The sequence below is a fragment of the Halobacteriovorax sp. CON-3 genome (assembly GCF_043196995.1).
In the GTDB taxonomy this organism is placed as follows: domain Bacteria; phylum Bdellovibrionota; class Bacteriovoracia; order Bacteriovoracales; family Bacteriovoracaceae; genus Halobacteriovorax_A.
In genome coordinates this window covers 238,352-262,008 of sequence record NZ_JBEBNA010000001.1, presented here as the reverse complement: position 1 = coordinate 262,008, position 23,657 = coordinate 238,352, and the positions used below count along the sequence as shown (strand labels likewise).

The window sequence follows — 23,657 nt, the reverse complement described above, 5'->3', positions numbered from 1 at the left end:
TACCTTCTTATAAAATATCTTTTAAGATTGATTTGGTTTCTTCTTTTTCTAGTCTTGGCCCGTATTGAGTCACAAGTTTTGCAGAACAAGCACATGCTAGTGTTCCTGCTTGAGAGAAGTCTAGGCCATTTGTGATTCCATAAAGGAATGCACCAGCAAATAAGTCACCGGCACCGTTTGTATCGATGGCCGAAACACTTGGAGCGGATACGTTAACTCTCTCACTTCCATTATAAAGAAAAGCACCTTTTGCACCAGCAGTAATAGCGAATGCATGAGAAATTTCTTTAAGGGCCTCAAAGGCATCTTCAATCGAATCTTTTTCAGTAAATGATTTAGCTTCTTCCTCGTTACAAAAAAGAAGATCTAGTTTCTGTTCACCAATCATTTCCTTGAAACCATCTTTGAAGAATCCAACAATTCCCGGATCTGAAAAAGTTAGCGCAACTTTAACATCATTTTTACGAGCGAAATCTCTTGCTGTTTGGCAAGCAGCAATCCCAGCGGCACCTGTAACAAGATACCCTTCCATATATAGCCACTTACTATCAGCTAGCATTGAAAGATCAAGTTGCTCATCAGAATAAGTTGCTGTCGTTCCTAGAAACGTATTCATTGTTCTCTCTGCATCTTCAGAGATCATAACAAGACACTTTCCAGTTTCACCGTCATAGAGGCCATTTTCAATATTTGATTTTACACCATTTGCTAACAGGTCATTCTTATAGAATTCACCTGTTTCATCTTGTGCAACTTTACAAGAGTAGAAAGTTTTTGCACCCAGTTGAGTAGCACCAATAATAGTGTTTGCAGCAGAACCACCACAAGCACGAGAGTGACCAACATTGCTTCCCTTCAGGGCCGCAAGAAGGTGATCTTGTCTCTCTTTTTCAACAAGAGTCATTAGTCCCTTTTCAATCAGGTGATCTGCTAAGAATTCATCCTTAACTTTAAACTCCATATCGACAAGGGCATTTCCCATTCCATATACATCAAAATTCTTCATACTTAATCCTTTATATTTATGACTCTTTTCTTTTAAAAATTAACTCATTATTTGCTTCATCAAAGTCAGCATATTTGTACCCAGCAGAATCAAATGTCTTTAGGCTTTCAATATCCTTAATCTTATTTTCGATAATAAAGCGTGCCATCATCCCTCTGGCCCTCTTAGCATTGAAAGAGATCACCTTGTATTGGCCATTCTTAAAATCTAAGAAGCGTACGTTAACAAGCTCAGGAACAAGTTTGTCTTTTTTTACACTCTTGAAATATTCTTCAGAAGCAAGGTTGACGAGATATTTTGATTTATTTGCCTTAGCATCAGCATTGATCTTCTCAACAATCTTTTCGCCCCAAAAATTATAAAGATTAGTTAGGCCTTCTCCATTAATTCGCGTCCCCATCTCTAAGCGGTATGCACGTAGTTCATCAAATGGTGAAAGTACCCCATAAAGTCCAGATAAGATCTTAAGGTGTTTTTGAGCATAGTTAAGCTCACTCTTTTTAAGTTCACTTGCATTTAGACCTTGGTATGTATCACCTGCAAAGCTAAAGATTGCAGCACCGAGGTCAGCAGTTTTCTTAAAATTATTAAAGCGATCAACATTTAGGTCCGCAAGGGCCTTAGATAATTTCATCATTTTTGAAAGATCAGCACTTTCAAAATTTGCCATCTTTGTGGCAAGCTGCGTGGCCTCTTTCATAAAAGCAGGTTTCTCAAGATTAACACCTTGAGCAACACTGATTTCTGAGTGATCAAAATTAAGTTTCTTCGCTGGAGAAATAACGATATCCATGAAATTCCTTTAATTTGAGTTTGTGTTACTAAGCGCTTGAAATAATAACAACAACTTTATTAAAAGACTATGATTTCTTAAGATAATTAAGGAAGAAAGTAGCGCTCGTAGCGAGTTGATTTACCTGTGTAGACAACCTTTTGATGCTTACAGTCAGCAGGTATCTTGACCTCACTTGCCTTGATTGGTCTCTTTAAGCAAACTAAAGAAAATTTGGCACATAAAGACCATAAATACTGATCCTGATCCACGTCCTTGCCTACTAAATCCTTAAAGACTTCCATCTCTTTTCGACTTAGTGCACTCTTGGCCTTTGACTTTGTTATTTCATACATTGGGTCATAGAAGCAACGTTCAAAACCAACAGGAGTCTCTGTAATGGCGGCCTGTCCAAAATTGATCTTCATATGGTTTTTAAAAATAAGTCTAATCTTTTCATTTTCACAATTTAAGGCCTTTTGATAGGCCCAAAGAGCAAGTCCAAAAACATAAGGATTTCTTTCAAAACACTCCAACTGGCAGCCAAAACTAAGAAGCAAGCAAGCATCCTTACCTGTCCCTAAAGTCGCATCAACAACTTTATTATGTTCAATATCGCCACCCTTAAGCTTCAGGGCACGAAAAAGTGGCTCTTTTGTCACAGCATAGTTTCTCTTCAAATGAGTTTGTAAATCCCCAGACCAATCAAGCTTAAGAGATGACTCTCTGTGTGGATCAAAGAGGCATAGTTCATCATCTTTCCAAGTTAAATAAACACCACTTAGCGATGCGTTCGAGTTATGTAGTTGATACGATAACTCATGACTAGAGAGCTGTTGCAAGTAATTGCGCAGCGCTTGATTCAGAGATTCTAATTGAATATCTTTATCAACTGCGTCTTCTATTACAATATCAATTTTAGTCTTTAGTGAAGTCTCATTCATATTAAAATCAAGTAGATGGCCTGTTCTTTCTATGCTATATATACTTTTCGTAAATACATACTTTAGAATTAATTTATCTAGATATAACACACACGGAGAACAGATGTCACACACACAAGACGTATCAAACTCAACTATTGAGAAACTTGGTTTTGACCCAAGAAATTTAAAAGTAAACTCTGGTGATCTGAATCGTGAACTTGCAAAGAATTATATCAGTGCAAGTGATGAAGAAATTAAACAGATGTTAAACGAACTAGGTCTAACGACACTAGAAGAACTATTCGCTCATATTAAAGACGATGTGAAGTTCTCATCGAAGATTCCTCTAAAAGAAGGACTTAGTTATGACGAACTTGTTACTAATCTTGATGAATTATCAAAGAAGAATAAAATCCCTACAAACTTCTTAGGTGACGGACTTCCTCAATTTAAGATTCACGAGATTGTTCCTTACGTTTGTAATATCAGAGGACTAACAACTGCCTATACACCATATCAACCTGAAAGATCTCAGGGAACATTAAATACTCTTTGGATCTATTCAAGTGCCATTACAGCACTGACAGGTTTTGAAGCAATTAACGCTTCTCTTTACGAAAGATCAACATGTCTCTTTGAAGCTCTTAAAACAGGTGTACGCCTAGCACGTAAGAAAACAAAGGTCTTAGTAAGTGAAGCAATCTATCCACAAGACAGAAGTGTTTTAGAGACAAATGCTGCTCACACTGGGCTTGAAATTCTTTGGGCACCAATTAATAAAGAAAGTGGTTTAACTGATTTTGATAAGGTTAAAGAACTACTTGAGGCCGATAAAGAAATTGCAACATTTGCTTTTGGCCAAGTAAACTCACTTGGACTACTAGAAGATGTTGATGCCTTAACTGACTTATGTCGTGATAACGAAGTATTCTCAATTGCCATCATTGATCCTGTGCTACTTGCTAAAGGTGGTTTAAAGAAGCCAAGTGAATACGGAAGTGACAAGGCCGGTGCAACGATGATCGTTGGCGAGGGGCAACACCTATGTCTAGACGCCAACTACGGTGGCCCAGGACTTGGGATTTTCGGAATTCGTTTTAACGATGCTAATAAGAATCAAATTCGCCAAACTGCTGGACGCTACGTTGGTAATGCAGTTGATATGAACAACCAAGAATGTCTTGCAATGGTTCTATCAACTCGTGAGCAACATATTCGCCGTGAGAAGGCCACAAGTAATATCTGCTCAAACCAATCATTTGTTGCTTCAATTGCAGGTGCTGCACTTTTAGCGCTTGGAGATGAAGGATTGGCCGACAAGCTAGCAACAGCACGCCAAAACACACAATACTTCCTTTCAAATATTTTACACCTAGATGGTGTGGATCTTGCTTTTGATGCTCCATACTTTAATGAAGTTGTTCTTAAGCTAGACAAGAAAGTAAGCGATATTCTTGCTTCAAATGATAAGCTTGTTGCAGGTAAGGACATTAGTGGCCGCCACAACCTAGAAGGAAACCTCTTAAAAGTTTCTTTTGGTGATCAACACACACAAGACGAGCTAGACAATCTAATTGCACTCTTCAATGAAAACTTCGCAGCAAATAGTGAATCAGAATTCTTTATGCCAGAGATCCCTCAAACTTATATAAGAGAGGATGCTCCAGGAATCGCAAATTTCACAACTGATGAAGTCAAAGCATTCTATGACAAGTGTGGAAGTTTAAACGTATCTCCGGATGACGCCATCTACCCTCTTGGTTCATGTACAATGAAATATAACCCATATGTAAATGACTGGGCAGCAGGACTTCCTGGCTTTACAATGGCACACCCTGATTTAGAAGATAAGTACACTCAAGGAACACTTGAGCTACTTTATCATATTCAAGAAGATTTCAAGGCCATTACAGGGCTTCCAGGTCTCGTTACTCAGGCCGTAGCTGGTGCTCAAGGAGAACTCGTTGGAATCAAAATGTTCCAGGCCTACCATGCAGACAGAGGTAATGCTGATACGAAGAATGTTATTCTTATCCCACGCTCTGCTCACGGAACAAACCCAGCAACAGCTGCAGTCGCAGGATTTGTTCCTGGAAAAGTTAATGGTAAACAAGTCGGAATCATCACTTTAGATGCAGATGAAAGAGGTCAGATTGATCTTGAGCAATTAAAAGAGATCATTAAAACTGACGGTGAGCGTATTGCTGGTATTATGGTAACAAACCCAAATACAGCAGGTATCTTTGAAGAAAACTTTAAGGAAGTAGCAGAGCTTATCCATTCAGTAGACGGCCTTGTTTACATGGATGGTGCTAATATGAATGCTATTGCAGGAATTGTTTCACTTGAAAAACTTGGTGTTGATGCTTGCCACAACAACCTTCATAAGACTTGGACTATTCCACACGGTGGAGGGGGCCCAGGAGATGCAATCGTTGCGGTAAGTAGTAAACTCGTTGACTACATTCCTGGAACACAGGTTGAAAAATTAGCCGACGGAACATATAAGAAAGTTCGCGCACCAAAGTGTATTGGTGACTTTCACCGTCATGATGGAAACGTTGCTCACAAAGTACGTGCCTACACTTATCTAAAGGCCCTTGGCCAAGATGGTGTTGTGGCCATGTCACAAATTGCAGTTCTAAGTGCGCGCTACCTTTTCCAAAAGTTAAAAGATGTTTATCCAATGCTTCCACATGGGGCAGATGAAACACCTCGTATGCACGAGTTTATCATCACATTAAGTGATGATATGTTTTCTCATATTGAAAAGTCAGGAACACTAAAGAACCAAATCATTGCAAAAGTTGGAAAGCTCTTCCTTGATTTTGGTCTCCATGCACCGACTGTTGCATTCCCAGAAGTCTTTGGACTTATGATTGAACCAACAGAGTCTTTTACAAAGAAAGAATTAGATGACTTTACAGATGTACTAGTAGCTATCAAGAACGTACTTTCAGATTCGCCAGAAGTTCTTCAAACCGCTCCACACTTTACAGCAGTAAGCAAAGTTGATGAAGTATGGGCAAATAAGAATCTTAAGTTTTACCGCGACCTCGATAAGCTTTGGGATCTACCAAGTGATGAAATCTCACCTAAGAAGTTACGTCATAAAGACACGCTAGAAGTTGTAAAGATGATTCAAGATAAGCACAAAGAATTAAAGCAATAAGAAAAAAAAGGCCTGCAATGCAGGCCTTTATATATATTAGGTGTAGCAGAGATTGAAAAACATACGAATAATTCGAGAATAACAACAACACGAAATTTAACACGAATTTGGGGAACAAAGAACAACAACACAACTTTATCGATATGTTTATTCATCAATCCCTGCTACATTAATGAGTGGTTTATACGACGCGATTTCGGATGTTTCAACCTATCATTTTTGCACGTGTAAATATTACAAAAGTAGTTTGTTGACCTAATAAGTCCCATTATTAAAACTTACATTTCAATAGATTCAAGCCTAATCTTACAGTAATTTTTGTTTCAGTTACTGTCTAAAGCGATTGATTTTCTTGCTATAATATTTCGTATTCTCTACATCCTGTAGCTCAACACTTAGAGCAAATAACAACTGATTATAAAGAAAAGAACCTTCATAGCTTGATTCTTGTGCCTTGGCCTGACTTAGGGCCTGTTTAGCTCCATAAATTTGCTTATAAGTAAGAATATAGAGATAGTGATAATAAGCATTGTCTCTATCGAGTTCACTTGCTGATCTAAAGTAATCCAATGCCTTTGGGTAATCACCTAATCTCGTGTAATGCATCCCCAAGGCCGTCAGTACACTTGTGTCCTGAGGGCTTTTAACGAGGGCCTGATTAAGAATATGAGCAGTCTGTGCCTCGTTGCCAATTGAACGATGAAGATCAGCAAGGTTTATATATGCCGGGATAAAATACGGATACTTTTTAATCGAGGCTTCTAAAAGCTCAGCAGGAGTTTTAGGAAAAAGTCCAAAACGAGAAAGAGTTGCAAGCTTAAGTATATTATCAGGAGCATCACTATGGAGTTCAAGTAAAGTAAGATATGCATCCAAGGTAGGCCTTAACTCTTTACCAATAGAGCTCTTAAAGTCGAGGCCATGAGAAGCGAGTAAATAAATGGCCGAAAAAGAAAGGGACTTTGGGCCACTTTTAACAATCTTAACAATTGAATCTTGGACTTGGGAAATATCTGGAAAATTTAGCAATAACTCAAGAGTGGCCTTCTTGATTAGAAGGGAGTCGCTTGTTAATAGAGTTTCATAGTCATTCTTTTTCATACTAGGAAATTCTCTTAACAAAACGATTGCAGATGCTCTGCGCATTTCAGGCATCTCAACATTATTAATATATGAAAGAAGTTCCTTCTTATTATTAAAATTCCCCTTCTTCATTTCACCAATGATCTCAAGAAGCGTATCTTTAGTTTTAAGCTTCGGGAATTTCGTTTGAAACATTGTGTTCATTTTCTCTTTAGAAGTATCACTATGGCAATTAGTACAACTATTAGGAATATTGTACTTAAGAGTGTAGTCAGGTCTAGGAATCACAAATTTATGGTCTGCCCTCATATCAATTCCCATATAGGCTTTCTTAGGCATATGACAATCAACACAACTTGCACTCGCCTCTTTATGCTTATGATGATCATATTTATCATAACTTAAATCGTGGCATTGCAGACATAGAGAGTTACCTTCTTTCTTCAATTTTCCACTATGAGGATTATGGCAATTGATGCATTTGACACCTTTATGAAACATCTTAGATTGAAGAAAGGAGCCTCCAACAAACGCTTCTTCTCTTTGTTGGCCATCAAGATGGTACTGACTATCGTTAACAATTGTTAAGGAGAATTGATTAAAGAAATCACCTGCAAAGTCAGCATGAGTGGTCATATCTTCTCTTAAACTGTGGCATGTTAGACAAGTCGTATTAGCATCACCTTGAGAGATATAGGTATGCATACCACCGTCTTTTGCCGGAATAATTTCTTGATAACCTTGAGAAGGATTACGCCAAAAACCTTTATTTGTAAGATGCACATCCCTATCGTCTTGTGACATCTTTGCCCATTTTAAGTGTGTTGAGGCATCGCCGTGGCATGAGAAGCATGAGATATTTTCGCTCAAATATTTTGTCTTATACGTATCAGACTTGATTTCATAGGCCTTATCAAGGCCAGAAGAATGGCAGCTGGCACAGCGATTATTCCAATTATTAACTCGGTTGTCCCATTTCAAAGAATCCCTCAGATGTGGATTTTGTCGCTCTACTTCACTTAATGTATTAAACCACTTCTTTGCTTCAATATCCCACGCAATTGGTGCAACTTGAAACTTCCCCTGTTTTCCATAATCAATAACATATTGTTGTAGAGGATAATGACCAAATGTATAGAGGACTTTGAAATCAACCCCATCAATTGATATATAATATTGGCCCTTACTATTTTTAAATCGATACTTTGTCTTATTTGCCTTAAAGCTTTGATTATTAAAGTCACCCTTAACAGACTTCTCGCTAACCTTATTCATGGAATGAAAGTGATCAGAAGACTGCCATAGAGTTGAGATACCTTCGTGACATTTAAAACAGGTAGAAGGATCATTATTCTCTTGTAGCTCTTGATATGAAATTTTGCCTGGATCAAAGTTTGTCACCTCTAACTTATTTGAAAAACAAGAAGAGACTAAAAAAGTTATAAAGACAAAGAACAATAGATTAATTAAATAATGCACTAGTTGAGCTCACTTATTCTATTATCATACTTAAGGTCGGCCGTAATAAAGGCCTTCTTTAGCGATAATTTTTTGAAGTGCTGCCAATAATCCTCAGAGGTCTTACACTCTGAAAATAGGTCGGTATAGAGTAGTTTGATACCAACAATGGCCTCTTCATTAGATATATTAGACCCATCAATACCATATTTTTCAAAGAATGAAATCAGTGAGAGTTCGTTGGCTTCGTGCGCAAATCGGTATAAGTAGTTAATAAGACCAACAGAATCACGTCTATTAATAATTTTTCTTAATGCGCGACGATTTTCTAAGTCTTGGCGAATTGACTGATAAAAATAAGAAAGCGACTCTCGATTGAGTCGAATCAGATAGAAGATGAATACGGACACAAAAACAATCGTAACAATCGACATTTTAAGCTTATTAGAGAAGTAGAGGCCTGCGAGTTTAATCGTTAACTCTTCAAGCTCACTTGAAACAACTTCCTTACTATCTAAGTCGTAAAAACGAATTTTAGAAGGAATAAGTTTTATATTGCCACCGCGATTAAAGATGACAGTAATCTTCTGTCTTAAGATAGACTTCGCGCTCCCGCGATCAAAACGATCAGACTTTTCAAGTGTGTCATAGTAGAAAGAGATGTCGTCTTGTTTTTCAAAACGAAACTCTGGAATGAGAGCAATACTTGTATCACTGGCCTCAATTTCATATTCATAGACAATTGCATCTTGTCCTGTCGTTTCCTCACTTAGTAAAACTAGACTTTCTTTGACATCACTTGCAACAAAGTCATAATTTTTCTCAACGTCATCAACTGAAAACCGAGGGCCATCAATCAAGACTTCCCCTTGATTTACACGATTTGTATCTTTATTTCGAATTGTAACACCAAGCTTTACTCCTTCAACCTGTTGGCCTCCAGGGTAGCTAGGATAGACTTGTATACTTTGCGACTTCTGTAAAAAGTCTCCAGAAGTCTTTAGGAAATATTCACGTGTCGTCTGTTGAGTTGCAATGCCTCTAGAATAACGAATATCTAAAACACTGACATTTACTTCTAAGTTTCTTCTATAATTGATCAAAAGATCAAAGACGACTAATTGCTTAGGTACAATATTCTGATCATCACTTGTAGAAAACTTAAAAGAAATCTCACCAGAACCCAAATAACTCTCAAGTTGATCAGCAGCATAGATGTGACTTTTAAAAGTAAGCAAAAAATAAAAGAAAATGAGGAGTATCGATTTAATCATCACTTACTTCCTTATCATCATGAGACATGATTTCGACTTTTCGTGCAATAAATTCACGAAGTGGCGAGTGAACCTTATTCATCCATAAATCAACATTTAAAACTTCTTTTGACTCCCCATTACCTTGTTGTTTCGTATCGAGTACCTCGGCACCACGTGAGATTTTAAATTTCTCACGATAGAGTTTCGTTTTCTCATCGCCCTCGGCCCTTTGAGCGGAACTTGTCGCATCAATTTCTGCCACGAGTTTTTTCATGATCTCAGCATTTCCCAAGGCCTTTTTCGCAAAGGGCCCACCACTTTTGATTATTTTTTCATATTCAACTTGTGCAGAAAGATAATATCCCATATGTGCAATAGAGTTAGCATTGGCAAATTTTGAAGCGGGATCACTAAGTTGTGAAAAATAGAGTTGTGCATTTTTAAAATCTTCTGCCAAGTAATATGAAACGGCCTTATTATATTGATCCTCATATTCCATAGCGGCCGTTTTATACTTACCTAATTTAAAGAATAAGTGACCTTGCTGGTCAGCAGTCATAAAGGGATCAAGTAAAATATTTGCTCTTGCACTTGAGGGACTCACACAAACAAAGAGAATATAGCAATGAATAAGAGCAATCCATCCACGTCTAAAGTACATCACAAACGGTATAAGTGCGAAAAAGAGTAAGTAATAACCTAAATCGTGCCATGGTAGATCACTATCACGATCCAATGGATAATACTTTTTTAGATAAGCACTAATTCGTGTAATATCACCGTTATCATTTGTGTATTCAACAAATTCTCCATGACTACTTGCCGCTAATTTCTTTAGAAGGGCCGGGTTAAAAGTATTACTATCTAATTCAACTTCTTCTTTTCCGACTCCGTAGACAACAAGATTGACTCCAAATTCATTTAACTTTTTTGATAAAATCGGAATCGAGTGATCATCCACTTGATCTGTAATTAAAATCAAATTTTGTCCCTGGCCATCTCTTGAAAATGACCTCGTCAATCCTTCACTTAGAGTGGAAATATTTAAGAGATCGTTTGGAACTAAGGAAGTATCAAGGGCCGAGATAAAATTTTCCAATATATTAAAGTCCCTTGTGAAAGGAAGAATCTCGTAAGAGCCGCCTCCTGTCACAACAAGAGAAAAGAAAGAGCCTTGATTTAGTTTTAAAAGATCAATCACCTTAAGCTTAGCTCTTTCAATACGAGAAGGGGCCACATCAATTGCATCCATGCTTTGTGATAGGTTAACCACTAAAAGAGTTTTTGATTCATTTTCATCAAAGGAAGTTCTAACTTTTTCAAAAGTTGGCCCACTAGCAGCTATAATAAATAAAGTAGCAAGTGCTAGCGCCCATAGTTGAGGATCTTTTAGAAAGTCTCCCTTCTGCTTAACGACTAGTGTATTTAAGATATGAGTGCTGAAATAGTTATTCAATTCCCCCATCCTCTTACTTCTAAGGTAATAGAGACAAAATAAAATAACAAAAATTAAAAGAAGTAACCACCAAGGTCTAATAAAGTGAAAGTCACTAATATTTGAAAAGAATCTTAGAAAGAATGCCTGTATTTGCACTAATATCTCATTCATTTGCGGCCCTTTGTAAAATCGAGCGACGAGTAAGAATAATAAGAATGGCCATTAAGTAAATAAATAAAATAATAACGATTGGAATATAAAAGAGATCATACTTGGGTTGATACGTTAATGTCGTCATTTCCTGTACTTCAATCGAGTTAATTTCTTTAAAGGCCTGTTCAAGTTCTTTTTCATCTTTAGGTAGGTAAAAGCGTCCACTAGTAAGACGAGCAATCTCTTTTAATGTATTCGTATCAAGACTATTTTCCCCTACCGTTTTGGGATCTCCATAACCTAGAACATAGATCTTAATATTTTCATTGCGAGCAATTTTTGCAGCATCAATTGGGCGAACTTCACTACCTGTGTCGTTACCATCAGTTAGTAAAACAAGAACACGCTCTTTAACTTTAGAGCCACGAAAACGCTTTATTCCAAGGCCAATCGCATCACCGAGATGAGTGCTAAGACCTGCCATACCAACTTTAGATTGATGAACAAGAGAGACCAGAGAATCTTTATCATTTGATAATGGAGCTTGCAGATAGGCCGAATCACCGAATACAATAAGACCGAGATAATCATCCCCTCTCTCATTAATAAATTTAATGATATTCTTTTTGGCCACATCAAGTCTTGTCTGGCCACTTTGTGTATCTTGAAAATTCATTGAGCCGGACAGATCAAGAGCAATATAAAAACTTTTAGATGAAATATTTTTAACAATTTCCTTTCCGCTTATCACAGGCTTTGCAAGAGCAACACAGAACAAAACCCAAGACACAATTAACAGTGAGCTTTGTATGTGCTTTCTTTTTCTGATATTTTGCGTAGCTTGTTTATCATCAATACTTAGAGCAACAAGATTGTAAAAGGATGCCCTCACTGAAGTTTGGCGCATCTGAAATGGTCTTATCAGAAAGTGTACGAAAATTGGAAGCAGTACAATCAAGAAGAATATAGGATAGTCAAAACTAATCACGAACTCTCCCACGTGCTTTTAACGTATGCCCAATATCAGAGAGCATTCTTTTTTTTAAGCTTACTTCTAATTCTTCGTCTAGGGCCTGAGATTGATAGAGATAATTATTTAAACTTTCCTGTTCAGCTTTTGTGTACTCTCCCTTAGCAGAGTTCAGTAGAAAACGATCATCAATTCGATGACCAAAACTTATTTTTGAAATCCTCTTGTAAAGAAGATAAATATCTTGGATCGAGTCCTCTTTGGTTAGGCGCTTATAAACTCTTATATAAGGCCCATATTTTTTCATGTAAATGAGTTTTTGGTAGATGAAATAGAAAACAAGGCCAATAACAATTATAAATATTACTGGCCACCCCCAAGTCTTAGGTAGCATCGCGGTAGGTTTTACGCTTCCTTCGATTTCTTTAATCCCTTTAATTGAGAGGTTTCCAAAATATTCATGATTAATCGTTTCAGTGGCCTTACTCATGAAAACGCCTCTGTTTTAATTGAGTAAAAATATCCTCATGAGTATTAATCGTAAAAATAGGAAATGATAATTTACGACATAATTCATGAAGCCTATTAATATGGGCCTCCCACTTTTCTCTATATTTTTTTCTTATTTTTTGATCTCTAGAATTCATTGAGATTTCACTCTTACTATTAGAGATCACAAAATTACTAACGGCAGGTAGCTCTTCTTCATTTTGATCAACAATATGACCTATAACCAGCTCATGTTTACTCGCAAGCATTTTTAGCTGAGAATATGCTTCATCGTTGAATTCTAAGAAGTCTGAAATAAAAATGATTAATGAGTTTTGCTTTACTTCATGCCTAAGCCTCTTAAGTGCTCCTTCAACATATGCTACTTTATTAGATAAGGAGTTAATATCAAGTTTCTTATTAGCAACCTCAAGTTCATTTAAAATGGCCATAGACTTTTTTGTCGACTTAGTTGCTTTAATAAATGAATGGCCATCATTAGAAATAATGAATGCGCCAATCGGGTCTTGATTCTCCACCACACTCCAATAAGAAATTGTTGCTAATTCACAAGCAACCACAGACTTCATCTTATAATTAGAGCCAAAGAACATAGTCGAGCTCTGATCGACAACAAGATAAACTGGTCTCTCCTTATCTTCAGTGAATCGTTTAACAATTGGCCTAGCAAGCTTTTGGCTAAGTTTCCAATTCATATTTCTTATATCATCTCCAAGTCGATAATTATCCATCTCTTCAAAGATCAGACCCTGCCCCTTGATTTTAGAAGCAAAGCGACCGACATACTTATTGCGAATTGGTCGATCAATGAAGGCACGAAAATGAACCATCTTAGACTTAAGATCCACTAGGTAATTCTTGGAAATATAAATCGAGTTTTCTTGATTCATTCTTACTTATAAGATAGCAACCGAATCGATTATTTGATCAATTATATTATCGGCCGACACACCGTCAGCAATTGCCTCATAACTAATATATAAACGGTGCCTAAGTACCGGTTTTATAATCGATCTCACATGATCTGGAGTAACAAACTCGCTTCCAGATAGCCAGGCCTTTGCTTTAGCTGCAATATCCAGAGATAGTGATGTCCTAGTACTTAGCCCCATCGTTAGATACTTTTGAGTTTCTGCAGGAAGTTTTTCATGACTTCTTGTTGCATCAACAATATCGACAATATACTGATCAATAGATGCAGATGACTTAATTTTTTGAATTTCATTACGTGCAGAAAAAATTGTCTCTTCATTAGTAATGCTTCTAACTTCTGGTGCATGATACTGCTCCCTAATTAGTTGCATAATCTTCATCTCATTTTCTTTACTTGGGTAATTTAGAATGAGTTTGAATATGAAACGATCCAATTGTGCTTCAGGTAGTGGATATGTACCGTCCTGCTCAATTGGGTTTTGCGTAGCTAAAACCATAAAAAGCTGAGGTAGTTTATGAGTCACACCATTGACTGTAACTTGTCTCTCTTCCATGGCCTCTAATAGAGCAGATTGTACTTTTGAAGGAGCACGGTTAATTTCATCGGCCAAAAGAAGGTTGTTAAACACAGGTCCTTTACTAAATTCAAAACGGCCCTTACCGTTCTCATCAGTTAAGTATAGTTCTGAACCCACAACATCAGATGGAAGAAGATCAGGAGTAAATTGAATACGACCTAAATCGGCGCCTATTAGAGCGGCAAGGTGTTTAACAGTTGTGGTTTTACCAGTACCGGGGTTCCCCTCGAGGAGAATATTTCCGTTACAAAGAACAGCAAGAATAATCTTTTCGATAATCTCTTCCTGACCAATAATTCGGTTATTTAATTGAGCTTGGATATTATGAACTTCATTTAAAACAGACATGATCATTCCAAAAATAAATATGGCGAACACTTGGTTCGCCATATGAAGTGAGTTATTTCTTTTTATTTTGCTGAAGAATATTTCTTGTAATATCCTTCATACTCCATGAGTCAGCAGTTTGACTTGCAGGATACTTCTTAAATGTTTCAAGAAATTTCGCTGTTACATCCATGGCCATATAAACATAGGCCGCTTTGTACTGCATCCAATCCCAGTAAGTATTCGAGTTCTGGTCTGCTCTTTCATAAGGATCACGACGTAGGTTAAATACTTTTGAAACACGAAGATCAACAAAAGGCTCTGCCCAAAGTGCCATTGTCTTTGCTCTTTGCTCAGAGAAGACGACTTTCCAATCCCCCATACGAACAGCAACAGGAACCCCTTGATCATCTAAGTAGATAAATTCTTTTCGAGGTGACTTCTTCTCTTTACCTTCAAGGTATCTCGATAAGTCATAACCATCGAGGTGAAGCTTAGCTTTCTTCTTACCAATTCTCTTACCTTTAAGCAGGTCTTTCTTTAAGTTTTTAACACCGGCCCATGTCGCAATTGTTGGCATCCAATCAAGAGTCGATACAATTTCATTTGAAACTTCACCGGCCTTGATTTTTCCAGGAAACATAACAAGAGCAGGAACTCTGTAAGCTCCTTCCCAGTTTGTATTTTTCTCTGATCTAAACTTTGTGATACCAGCATCTGGCCACGTATTGTAGTGGACACCATTGTCAGTTGAGTACATAACAAAAGTATTATCTTTAACTTTATTCTTTTCTAAAGAATCAAGTAAACGGCCAACATACATATCGTGCTGAACAAATACGTCGTTATAGTCACCTTGACCAGAAAGACCTTTTGCTTCAGGACGAGGGTGAGTACGGTAGTGCATTCCTGTAGTGTTTACCCAAACAAAGAATGGCTTCTTTTTCTTAGCTGCATTTGTGATGAATTTAATGGAACGATTAACAATATCCTCATCAACTGTTTCCATTCTCTTCTTAGTAAGTGGACCAGTATCTTTCACTTTTCCATCGGCAAATGAATGAAGAACACCACGTGGCCCAAATTTCTTCTTGAATGCCTTATCTTTTGGATAGTCTGGATCTTCTGGCTCTTCTTCAGCATTTAGGTGATAAAGGTTTCCATAGAATTCATCAAATCCGTGTCTGGTAGGAAGAAATTCGTCACGATCACCTAGGTGATTCTTACCAAATTGCCCCGTCACATATCCTTGAGTCTTTAGTACTTCAGCAATTGTAATATCACGATCCTGCAGACCTGCTTTTGCACCAGGTAGTCCTACTTTTGAAAGACCCGTTCTTAGAGTTGCTTGACCAGTAATAAAAGCAGATCGACCTGCTGTACATGATTGTTCAGCATAGTAGTCAGTGAACATCATCCCTTCTTTAGCAATGCGGTCGATATTTGGAGTCTTATACCCCATAATTCCGTGACTATAGGCCGAGATATTTTCAACACCAATATCATCACCCCAGATAATTAAAAAGTTTGGCTTTTTTGCGGCCTGAGCACTAAATGAAATAGCACCAACACAAACAAGACCAATTAAAGATTTAAAACCTTTCATCAGTTCTCCTTAAATTGTTAATTTTATTAACTGTTCTACAAAGAAATTGTTGATAAAAGTATGCCTAAAACACACAATTAAGTAAATTTAAAAAACAAATAAGATTTGAAGTAAGCTATTCAATTTATTCACACTGTGTTACAGTGTCGCATCATAAATTTATAAGATTAGGATACAGATTAAATGGAAGATTTAAAAAGAGCGACCTTTGCGATTATTTCTCACCCTGATGCAGGAAAAACAACAATGACAGAAAAGCTTTTATGGTTTGGACAAGTTGTGCGCAGCGTAGGTATGGTTAAGAGCAAGCAAGGTAATTACGCGAAATCAGACTGGATGGAGATGGAAAAAGAGCGTGGTATCTCAATTACATCATCAGTTATGTCGTTTCCATATAACGAACGTGCCATGCACCTTCTCGACACTCCAGGTCACAAGGACTTCTCTGAAGATACTTATCGTACACTTACGGCAGTTGAAAGTGTTCTTATGATGATTGACTCGGCCAAAGGTGTTGAGACACAGACAAAGAAACTAATGGAAGTTTGTCGTATGCGTGACACACCTATCGTTTCCTTTTGTAATAAATTTGACCGCGATGCTCTTGATCCATTTGAACTAATTGATGACGTTGAAAAGACATGTTCAATCCAATGTGTCCCAATGACTTGGCCAATTGGCTCAGGTGTCGACTTTAAGGGTGTTTACGATCTTAGAAATAAAACAATCATGAGCTTTAAAGACGCTGAAGATCCATTTAGCCCTAATATCATTGATGCTAGTGACTTAAGTGCAGCTCATATTAAAGAATTTGTCGGCGAGGCCCTTTTAGAAAAACTTGAAGAAGACCTCATGATGATCAGTGAGCTTATGCCAGAGTTTAACGAAGAAGAGTTCCTAGCAGGAATTATGACACCAATGTACTTTGGTTCAGCACTTAATAACTTTGGTGTTAAAGAAGTTCTTGATACTTTCTCAAGATATGCACCAGGGCCTGGAAAACGTGAAGTTATCACTGCGCCAATTGAAAACGGCGAAACTCGTACAGTTGATCCAAGTGAGAAAAAATTTAGCGGCTTTGTTTTTAAAATTCAGGCCAATATGGATAAGAAACACCGTGACCGTGTTGCCTTTATTCGCGTTTGTTCAGGTCGTTTTGAGAGAGGACAAAAAGTTACTCTAGCAAGAACTGGCAAAGAGTTAAAAATTGCAACGCCACTTATCTTTCAAGCACAAGATAGAGAAATCACAGAATACGCAATACCAGGTGATATCATCGGTATTCATGACTCAGGAAAGCTACAAATTGGAGACACTTTCACAGAAGGTGAAATTATGCAATTTACCGGTATTCCAAGCTTTGCTCCAGAGCTTTTCAAACGAGTTCTCCTAAAAGATCCAATGAAAGGAAAGCAACTTGATAAAGGTCTGCAACAACTTTCAGAAGAAGGTTCAGTTCAGCTATTTAGACGTCATAATTCAACTGAAAAAATTCTTGGTGCCGTAGGAGCCCTGCAATTTGAGGTTGTCCAACGCCGTCTTGAAGATGAATACAATGTAAAAGGTGAATACGAAGGCTTCCCATATAATGGTATCAGATGGATTAAGTTCCCTAGCGATAAGATTAAGGATGAATTCATCTCGCGCTATAGTGCTAATATTGCCTTTGATATTAAGGACCGTCCGTGCTTTATTTACCGTACGGAATGGGATTTAAAACTTGCTACGGAAAAATTTGAGGATGTTGAGTTCTTCAAGACAAATGATTTCAAGTAGTTAATCTAATCAAACTAAATTGCTTGATAAACAAATAAAAATTAACTATGATGTATTGTCGTTAAGACAACACAGCACAGCACAACAGGATTTTTAGATTGAAGTTTTTATTTGTCGAAGATGAAGTTGAATTAGTAGAGCTCTATCAATATATGTTTGATCGCATAGGTCTCGATTATGAAGTCGCTTATAATGGTGAAGAAGCTCTTGAAAAAGTAAAAAACGGAAAATTTGATTATATTTTTTCGGATATTCGTATGCCTAAGATGAATGGTATCGACTTCTTAAAGAATTTAATTATCGAAGGCCTAGACTTTAAAAAATTTATTTTTGTGACGGCCCACCAAGAAGTCTCTCTTGATGAAGTTAAAGAATTAGGTGCTCATGACATTCTCTATAAGCCAATTCGTCATCAAGTCTTTATGGATTATATTCAAGATTTACAAGCATAAAAAAAGGGCCTCCATCGAGGCCCTTTTTATTTCTATAAAATTTCGTTTAATAATTCTTCACAACTATTTGTTCGGACAAATTCACCTGGTAGTTCACGAGCTGGAACAATCTCTTGTCTCATCTCTTGAGCAGCTAGTGCAGCACGAATACGGTGATCATTGTTCATCGTATTCAGCTCATCCGCAGGCCCAGGAGTCCACTCACGTCCTGTTGAATTAAGAGCATTTTCTGCACTTCTTGCATCAACTGCTTTTCCCCAACCTGGTTGGTTTGGATGAATGGCCATTTTCTCATCAATACTTCTAAAGAACACTTTTTGTGACTCTAGTTGAGAAATTGATAAACCTTCCATTGCAGCAGTACGGAACTGATTGACGTCAAGACCTAAATCATCACATAGCTTTTTCAGATCGTCTTCTGCCATTTGTGGCTTCTTCACATAATCGACATGTGTCGTCTTATCAACTTCACCTGATAGTTCTTCAGTACTATTTAGGGCCTTATCAAGCATTGCTCTTACTAACTGAATCTGCATTGCTGATTCAGCGGCATCACGAGGAGCATTGAACATTCTAAACTCACCCTTTCTGATTTTAGGATCGACTCTAAATGTTCTTCTCCAATCTGTTGTCGGATTAGAAATGTCAAAGTCATCTGTTACAAACTCTTCTGGAATAACATCCTGGAAGTAAGCCGAAACATCAAGTTGGATGTAACGAGTCTTACGTCCAAAGCGAGTGTTAAAGTACCTTTCATTGTATAGAAGCTTCTTAAGCTCTTCTTCAGATCCATTAAAATCTTTTAGTGCCTTTCTAAGTGTCTCACTAACTTCAACAGGCTCAGAAGTGTGAGTACGGTTAATATGCTGGAACATTAATGAAATGATTCCTCTATGCTCGTGGAAGATTGTTAAGAATCTTGCAAGGGCCTTAGGGTTTCCATCAAAGGCAGCAAGGTCAATATTTACGTGACCCCCACCGGCCATTAGAGAAGGTAGAACATTATTCTTTTCAAAGGCCTTATAAACACCAGCAACCTCATCGATTGTTGGAGTGAACTTAGGTGTAATGAGCTCAATTGTTCCCCCACGCGGAGAATCAGCAATGATCTCACCAGAAGGAGTATAAGAGCGTCCAATACCATCCCACTCAACTTGCCACTTACGGCCTTGGTTGTCGCGGATTGCATAGGCAACGTCAAGGCCGTGCCCGTGTCCGTCAACTTCTAACTTAACAGGGGCTTCACCTTCTTCACCACCAATCTCATTATAGAGGTCTTGAGCAACTCGTTTAATGATTGCTTCACGCTCTTCAGACGATAAGTCGATAACAGTTTGTACCCAAGCGCGTTTTCCATCTTCAAGACGATCTTTAGAAGTAATCGACTTAAGCCTTAGTGGAAACTTACCTGAGTATTCAATACCAAGGTCAATTTTGTTAACATCAACCGGATTTGCGACTCTATTAGGAGCATCAACATTGGCCTTAAAGTCCATTGTAAGCTCGTTATAGTCCATCTTTTTAGGACGCATATAAGCTTCAAGATCATCAATTAGTTTTGATGCTGAAACCCATGTACGATTCATCTCACGAATTTCTTGTTTTAATTTGTCTTGAGACATATTCGGGTCAAGAAGAGCAACTTTTTGCGTATAATCTTTAACAAGATTTTTAATGATCTCTCTTTTTGTATCACCAATAAAGGCAACTTCAGGTTCAGTCCATCCCCAGAACATCACACGGTAGTCGGCCTTAATTCCGGCTTTTTGCATATTGTCTAGGGCCTGTTGAACGATATCCTGTTCAATTCCAAAGCGAGATGCAATACTCTCAGGCTCTCTAAATGCAGGGCTATTTAAGTTATAGTCAGAAATACTTGCAATGCCACTAAAGTCATTGGCCCCAATACGAGCAGCTAGAGTTGTTTGATAGAATCTAGCTGGTGCAAGGTTTTTCGTACCTGCCCTAAACTCAATACCTAAACCACCAGTATTTTGTACCCATGGCTTCCACTGGTCATCTGGTCTAATTACCCCACGTCCACCGTGGTAGAGATTAGTAAGGTTTGATTCTGTCTGTACATTTTTATAATTTGCAAACTCGATTCCAGAGTTTCCTTTAATACCATTTAAAACAATATAAGATTGAATTGCACGGTAGAACTCAGAAAGCTTTCCTTCATCAAGATCAGGGTGTTTTCTAAAAACAATTCTTTGATGCCCTGGTGCTTGGAATAATTGAACCTTATTCTTGCCAGTTAAAGGATCACGCACGACTTGAGAAAGTGATTCTCTAAACCATGCAACCATCTCTTCAAACTCTCCATAAGTGTCTTGGGCCTTGAAGTTAATCTCCCAACCGCCATTACCACCACCGTGGCCATGGGCATCTGTTAGGAATTTTTCGGCCTTACCAAAGTTAGGCTTCCACTCACGGTAGTCTTGCTTGTTACCAAGAAATTTATGTGGCTTACTATACCAACCACCACCTTCTGGCTTAACAATCTTTGGAAGACCAGGAAGGTTTCCAGTAAAAAACTTACGCCTAACAGTCGGCTTAATGAAAGTCATTGCACGATCTTCCATTTGCTCAAACAGATTATAGAAAACTTTTTCTAAAGTGGCTAAGTCAGCTGCTTTAACATCAGTGGCCTTAAGCTCAGTTAAGTCAATAACCTTAGGGTTACCTTCGGCGTCTACAACATCTCTTGCAAGATCAATTTTCTTGCCTGTTGTGACGTCTTTATAAGTACGATAACCATTGGAATCCTTTGCGTAATTCTCTAAGAAGTCACGAAAGAATTTCTCCTTATTTTCAGCTGAAAGTGTATCGATATTCTTTTTAATGATGGCCGTTGATGGGGACATAACACGAGTAAGAAGAGAAGACGAGGCTTCTTTTTCCGCACCGTAAGTAACCCCTCCAAGCATTCCTGGAAGTGTTTGATCATCAACAAGAAGCGCCTTGGCACTATAAGATGCTCCTGAATACTGAAGATCTGCCCATGCCTCATAGGCCGTTTTAAAATTTCCATCTGAAGATGGATTTCGATAATCGCCATGCTTTAATTGAGAAACCCCAAAGAAAGCTGCAGTCCCAATTGCAACAGTTCCGAGAACTGGCAAATAAAGATCTTTAAATTTTTTATTAGTATCACTCATACGCTATACCTTTATCTTTTATTATTTAAATTAATTATTTGAAAAAACACTTTTTAGCTTTTAGCTCTTCAATACTATTTGCCGTCTCAGGAGTTTTGTCGCTGATTTTGTAAAGTTGCTTATAAAACTCATCTTCTCTTTTAGAGACAGGCTTCTTGGCCGCTTCATTAATTGCCTTAGCAAGTTTTGCAGCTCTTTGAGGAGAAAATTTACCGTCGATAATTTTCCAAAAAGTACCTTTCGCTGTAGGGCCTGCAAAAGTCACATTGCCACCCTTATCAGAGTTGTACTTGGCCACGGCCTCATAGAATTGCTTATATTCTTTCTTAGCACCACGATCATTGAAGCTAAAAAATAGAGCAAGTGTTTTACGATCACCAGAATCGAGGTAGCGAGAAATATCTTTCGCATTCCCCTTTCGGCTCATTTTACTTATATAACGACTAATCGCTGTTGAACTTTTAGGAAGTCGAGAAACTAGTCTTTTCAAACTAGGATCAGCAATAACTGTAATATTTGACTTAAAACCAAGACTAGCTAATTGATCAGACTTACAATAAGTACAATTAAGTAGCTTACTTGAATCTTCTCCATAGACAGAAGCGATATAAGCAAGGTCGTTAACGATATCTTTGAATTCTTGTCCCGTAACAGAGTCATGATTCATTTTTAACGCCGCCTGGATACGGCCAATCTTTGCTGCATCTTCTTTTGTTGCATCTGCTTTGACAGCAGCAAGGCCATCACTTAGGCTTACATGGCCATGTGAAAGAGAAGCAACACTATTGTGAATAGAGTCTTTTAAACTAGTGATAGAGCCACCAGAAACGCCTTCTTTTACAATTTTAGATTTGATAGAGACAGGCTTTAATAATAGCTCGCCAAAAGTAAAGATACTTGCATAAGTACTTCCAGAAATTGCTACAAACGCATAAAGCGCAAGCATACTTCTTCCCATAAATTTCATTAAACTCTCCTCACGAAAAAAATGTGAATCAATTATATATATGTTAAAATTGATAAGCTTTCGTAATATCGTCATACTTAACGGAAAACTTAACCGAATACTTTAATCGGGTACTTGTAAAATATTAAAATTTAAGCATAATCGTTGTGATATCAGTTGCTTAAAATTCATAAAGGATCTCTCATGAGCGCAATTAACGGCCGTATCAAAAAGCTTTATCGACATAAGAAGAAATGGGCCAAGAGAAATAATATCGATTCATTTCGACTCTATGATCGAGATATCCCAGACTTCCCTTTTATCGTTGATATTCACGGGCAATATTGTGTTATCTATAAGCGAAGTATTGATAAGATTGATGCTGACAAGAACCACCTTCCCCTCTTAATTGAGGCAATCAAGGAACACACCCAATTAAATGAAGAGAATATCTTTATTAAGGAAAGAAAGGTTCAAGGACAAGACTTTCAATATGAAAAATCTAAAGGAGAAACTCCACTTGTTTCTCAAGAAGGTGATCTAAAATTCAAGCTTCTTTTAAATAAGTATATCGATACTGGGCTCTTCCTCGACCATAGGCCACTAAGGCAACTTCTTGCAAAAGAAAATTTTTCAGGAAAGAGTGTTTTAAACCTCTTTTGTTATACAGGTAGCCTATCAGTTGCAAGCGCTTATGCAGGGGCCTCGGTTACAAGTGTTGATATGTCTAATACCTACCTCGACTGGGCAAAAGAGAATTTCAAATTAAACGAAATAGATATCAATAAACATTCTTTTATCAGAGAAGATGTTTTGAAGTATTTAAACGATGAAGCACAAAAACAAGAACAGAAATATGATGTCATCATCCTCGATCCTCCTTCTATGTCTAAGTCTAAGAAAATGGATGTAGTCTTTGACGTACAAAAAGATCATGAAATGTTAGTTGAGCATTGTTCAAAACTATTAAATGATGGTGGTGTCCTTTATTTTTCAAATAATTTACGTAGCTTCAAGCTCAGCGAGAGTGTTCAACAAAGCTTTGAAGTCAAGGATATGACGAGATGGAGCATCCCCGAAGACTTTCATGACCAAAAGATACACAAGCTTTATAAAATCCATTTGCACAGCTAG

Annotated in this window: 17 protein-coding genes; 4 read left to right on the top strand and 13 right to left on the bottom strand. The window is 37.6% G+C overall.

All coding sequences use genetic code 11. The features are described 5' to 3' along the window. Positions 1-7 precede the first annotated feature (7 nt). The 3 genes from ABMA72_RS01215 to ABMA72_RS01205 form a co-directional block, all read right to left on the bottom strand. Complete coding sequence (locus ABMA72_RS01215; protein WP_392860595.1) at positions 8-1,006, bottom strand: adenosine kinase; 999 nt, start codon at positions 1,004-1,006, stop codon at positions 8-10. A 16-nt stretch (positions 1,007-1,022) separates the two neighbouring features. After that, the gene (gene yaaA / locus ABMA72_RS01210; RefSeq protein WP_392860594.1) at positions 1,023-1,799 is read right to left on the bottom strand and encodes a peroxide stress protein YaaA; all 777 of its coding nucleotides are present in this window, start codon (positions 1,797-1,799) and stop codon (positions 1,023-1,025) included. Between the two features lie 86 nt (positions 1,800-1,885). Beyond that, positions 1,886-2,722: a class I SAM-dependent methyltransferase gene (locus ABMA72_RS01205; RefSeq protein ID WP_393055555.1), complete on the bottom strand. Its 837-nt coding sequence runs from the start codon at positions 2,720-2,722 to the stop codon at positions 1,886-1,888. A gap of 103 nt (positions 2,723-2,825) precedes the next feature. On the opposite strand from ABMA72_RS01205, the gene gcvPB reads away from it, so the two are divergent. Beyond that, complete coding sequence (gene gcvPB, locus ABMA72_RS01200) at positions 2,826-5,876, top strand: aminomethyl-transferring glycine dehydrogenase subunit GcvPB (protein WP_393055552.1); 3,051 nt, start codon at positions 2,826-2,828, stop codon at positions 5,874-5,876. 327 nt (positions 5,877-6,203) lie between these two features. Here the strand turns inward: gcvPB and ABMA72_RS01195 are convergent, their stop codons facing one another. The 8 genes from ABMA72_RS01195 to ABMA72_RS01160 all read right to left on the bottom strand — a co-directional run bounded on the left by ABMA72_RS01195 (position 6,204) and on the right by ABMA72_RS01160 (position 16,188). Continuing rightward, positions 6,204-8,360 (bottom strand): ammonia-forming cytochrome c nitrite reductase subunit c552, encoded by a 2,157-nt coding sequence (locus ABMA72_RS01195; protein WP_393055549.1) that lies wholly within the window; start codon positions 8,358-8,360, stop codon positions 6,204-6,206. 77 nt (positions 8,361-8,437) lie between these two features. Further along, a complete protein-coding gene (locus tag ABMA72_RS01190) occupies positions 8,438-9,691 on the bottom strand; it encodes a hypothetical protein (RefSeq protein WP_393055546.1) in 1,254 nt (417 codons plus the stop codon). Continuing rightward, entirely contained in the window at positions 9,684-11,282 is a 1,599-nt protein-coding gene (locus ABMA72_RS01185) for a VWA domain-containing protein (protein WP_393055543.1), read from the bottom strand. The genes ABMA72_RS01190 and ABMA72_RS01185 overlap by 8 nt, the downstream gene beginning before the upstream one ends. After that, positions 11,275-12,252: a VWA domain-containing protein gene (locus tag ABMA72_RS01180; RefSeq protein WP_393055540.1), complete on the bottom strand. Its 978-nt coding sequence runs from the start codon at positions 12,250-12,252 to the stop codon at positions 11,275-11,277. Before ABMA72_RS01180 ends, ABMA72_RS01185 begins: the two co-directional genes overlap by 8 nt. Further along, on the bottom strand, positions 12,245-12,724 hold the full coding sequence (locus ABMA72_RS01175; RefSeq protein ID WP_392860582.1) for a hypothetical protein: 480 nt from the start codon (positions 12,722-12,724) through the stop codon (positions 12,245-12,247). Before ABMA72_RS01175 ends, ABMA72_RS01180 begins: the two co-directional genes overlap by 8 nt. Continuing rightward, complete coding sequence (locus ABMA72_RS01170) at positions 12,717-13,634, bottom strand: DUF58 domain-containing protein (protein ID WP_393055537.1); 918 nt, start codon at positions 13,632-13,634, stop codon at positions 12,717-12,719. The genes ABMA72_RS01175 and ABMA72_RS01170 overlap by 8 nt, the downstream gene beginning before the upstream one ends. Before the next feature lie 6 nt (positions 13,635-13,640). Then, positions 13,641-14,603: an AAA family ATPase gene (locus tag ABMA72_RS01165; RefSeq protein WP_393055534.1), complete on the bottom strand. Its 963-nt coding sequence runs from the start codon at positions 14,601-14,603 to the stop codon at positions 13,641-13,643. A gap of 52 nt (positions 14,604-14,655) precedes the next feature. Further along, a complete protein-coding gene (locus ABMA72_RS01160; RefSeq protein ID WP_392860576.1) occupies positions 14,656-16,188 on the bottom strand; it encodes an arylsulfatase in 1,533 nt (510 codons plus the stop codon). A gap of 183 nt (positions 16,189-16,371) precedes the next feature. Here ABMA72_RS01160 and ABMA72_RS01155 point away from each other — a divergent pair, with 183 nt between their 5' ends. Next, complete coding sequence (locus ABMA72_RS01155; RefSeq protein ID WP_392860574.1) at positions 16,372-17,964, top strand: peptide chain release factor 3; 1,593 nt, start codon at positions 16,372-16,374, stop codon at positions 17,962-17,964. A gap of 98 nt (positions 17,965-18,062) precedes the next feature. Further along, the gene (locus ABMA72_RS01150) at positions 18,063-18,416 is read left to right on the top strand and encodes a response regulator (RefSeq protein WP_392860572.1); all 354 of its coding nucleotides are present in this window, start codon (positions 18,063-18,065) and stop codon (positions 18,414-18,416) included. Positions 18,417-18,448: 32 nt separating this feature from the next. On the opposite strand, the gene ABMA72_RS01145 is transcribed toward ABMA72_RS01150, so the two are convergent. Beyond that, positions 18,449-21,577, bottom strand: coding sequence for a hypothetical protein (locus ABMA72_RS01145; protein WP_393055531.1), 3,129 nt, complete (start codon positions 21,575-21,577; stop codon positions 18,449-18,451). 34 nt (positions 21,578-21,611) lie between these two features. Next, positions 21,612-22,544, bottom strand: a complete 933-nt coding sequence (locus tag ABMA72_RS01140; RefSeq protein WP_392860569.1) for a hypothetical protein — start codon at positions 22,542-22,544, stop codon at positions 21,612-21,614. A 183-nt stretch (positions 22,545-22,727) separates the two neighbouring features. On the opposite strand from ABMA72_RS01140, the gene ABMA72_RS01135 reads away from it, so the two are divergent. Continuing rightward, on the top strand, positions 22,728-23,657 hold the full coding sequence (locus ABMA72_RS01135; RefSeq protein WP_393055528.1) for a class I SAM-dependent methyltransferase: 930 nt from the start codon (positions 22,728-22,730) through the stop codon (positions 23,655-23,657).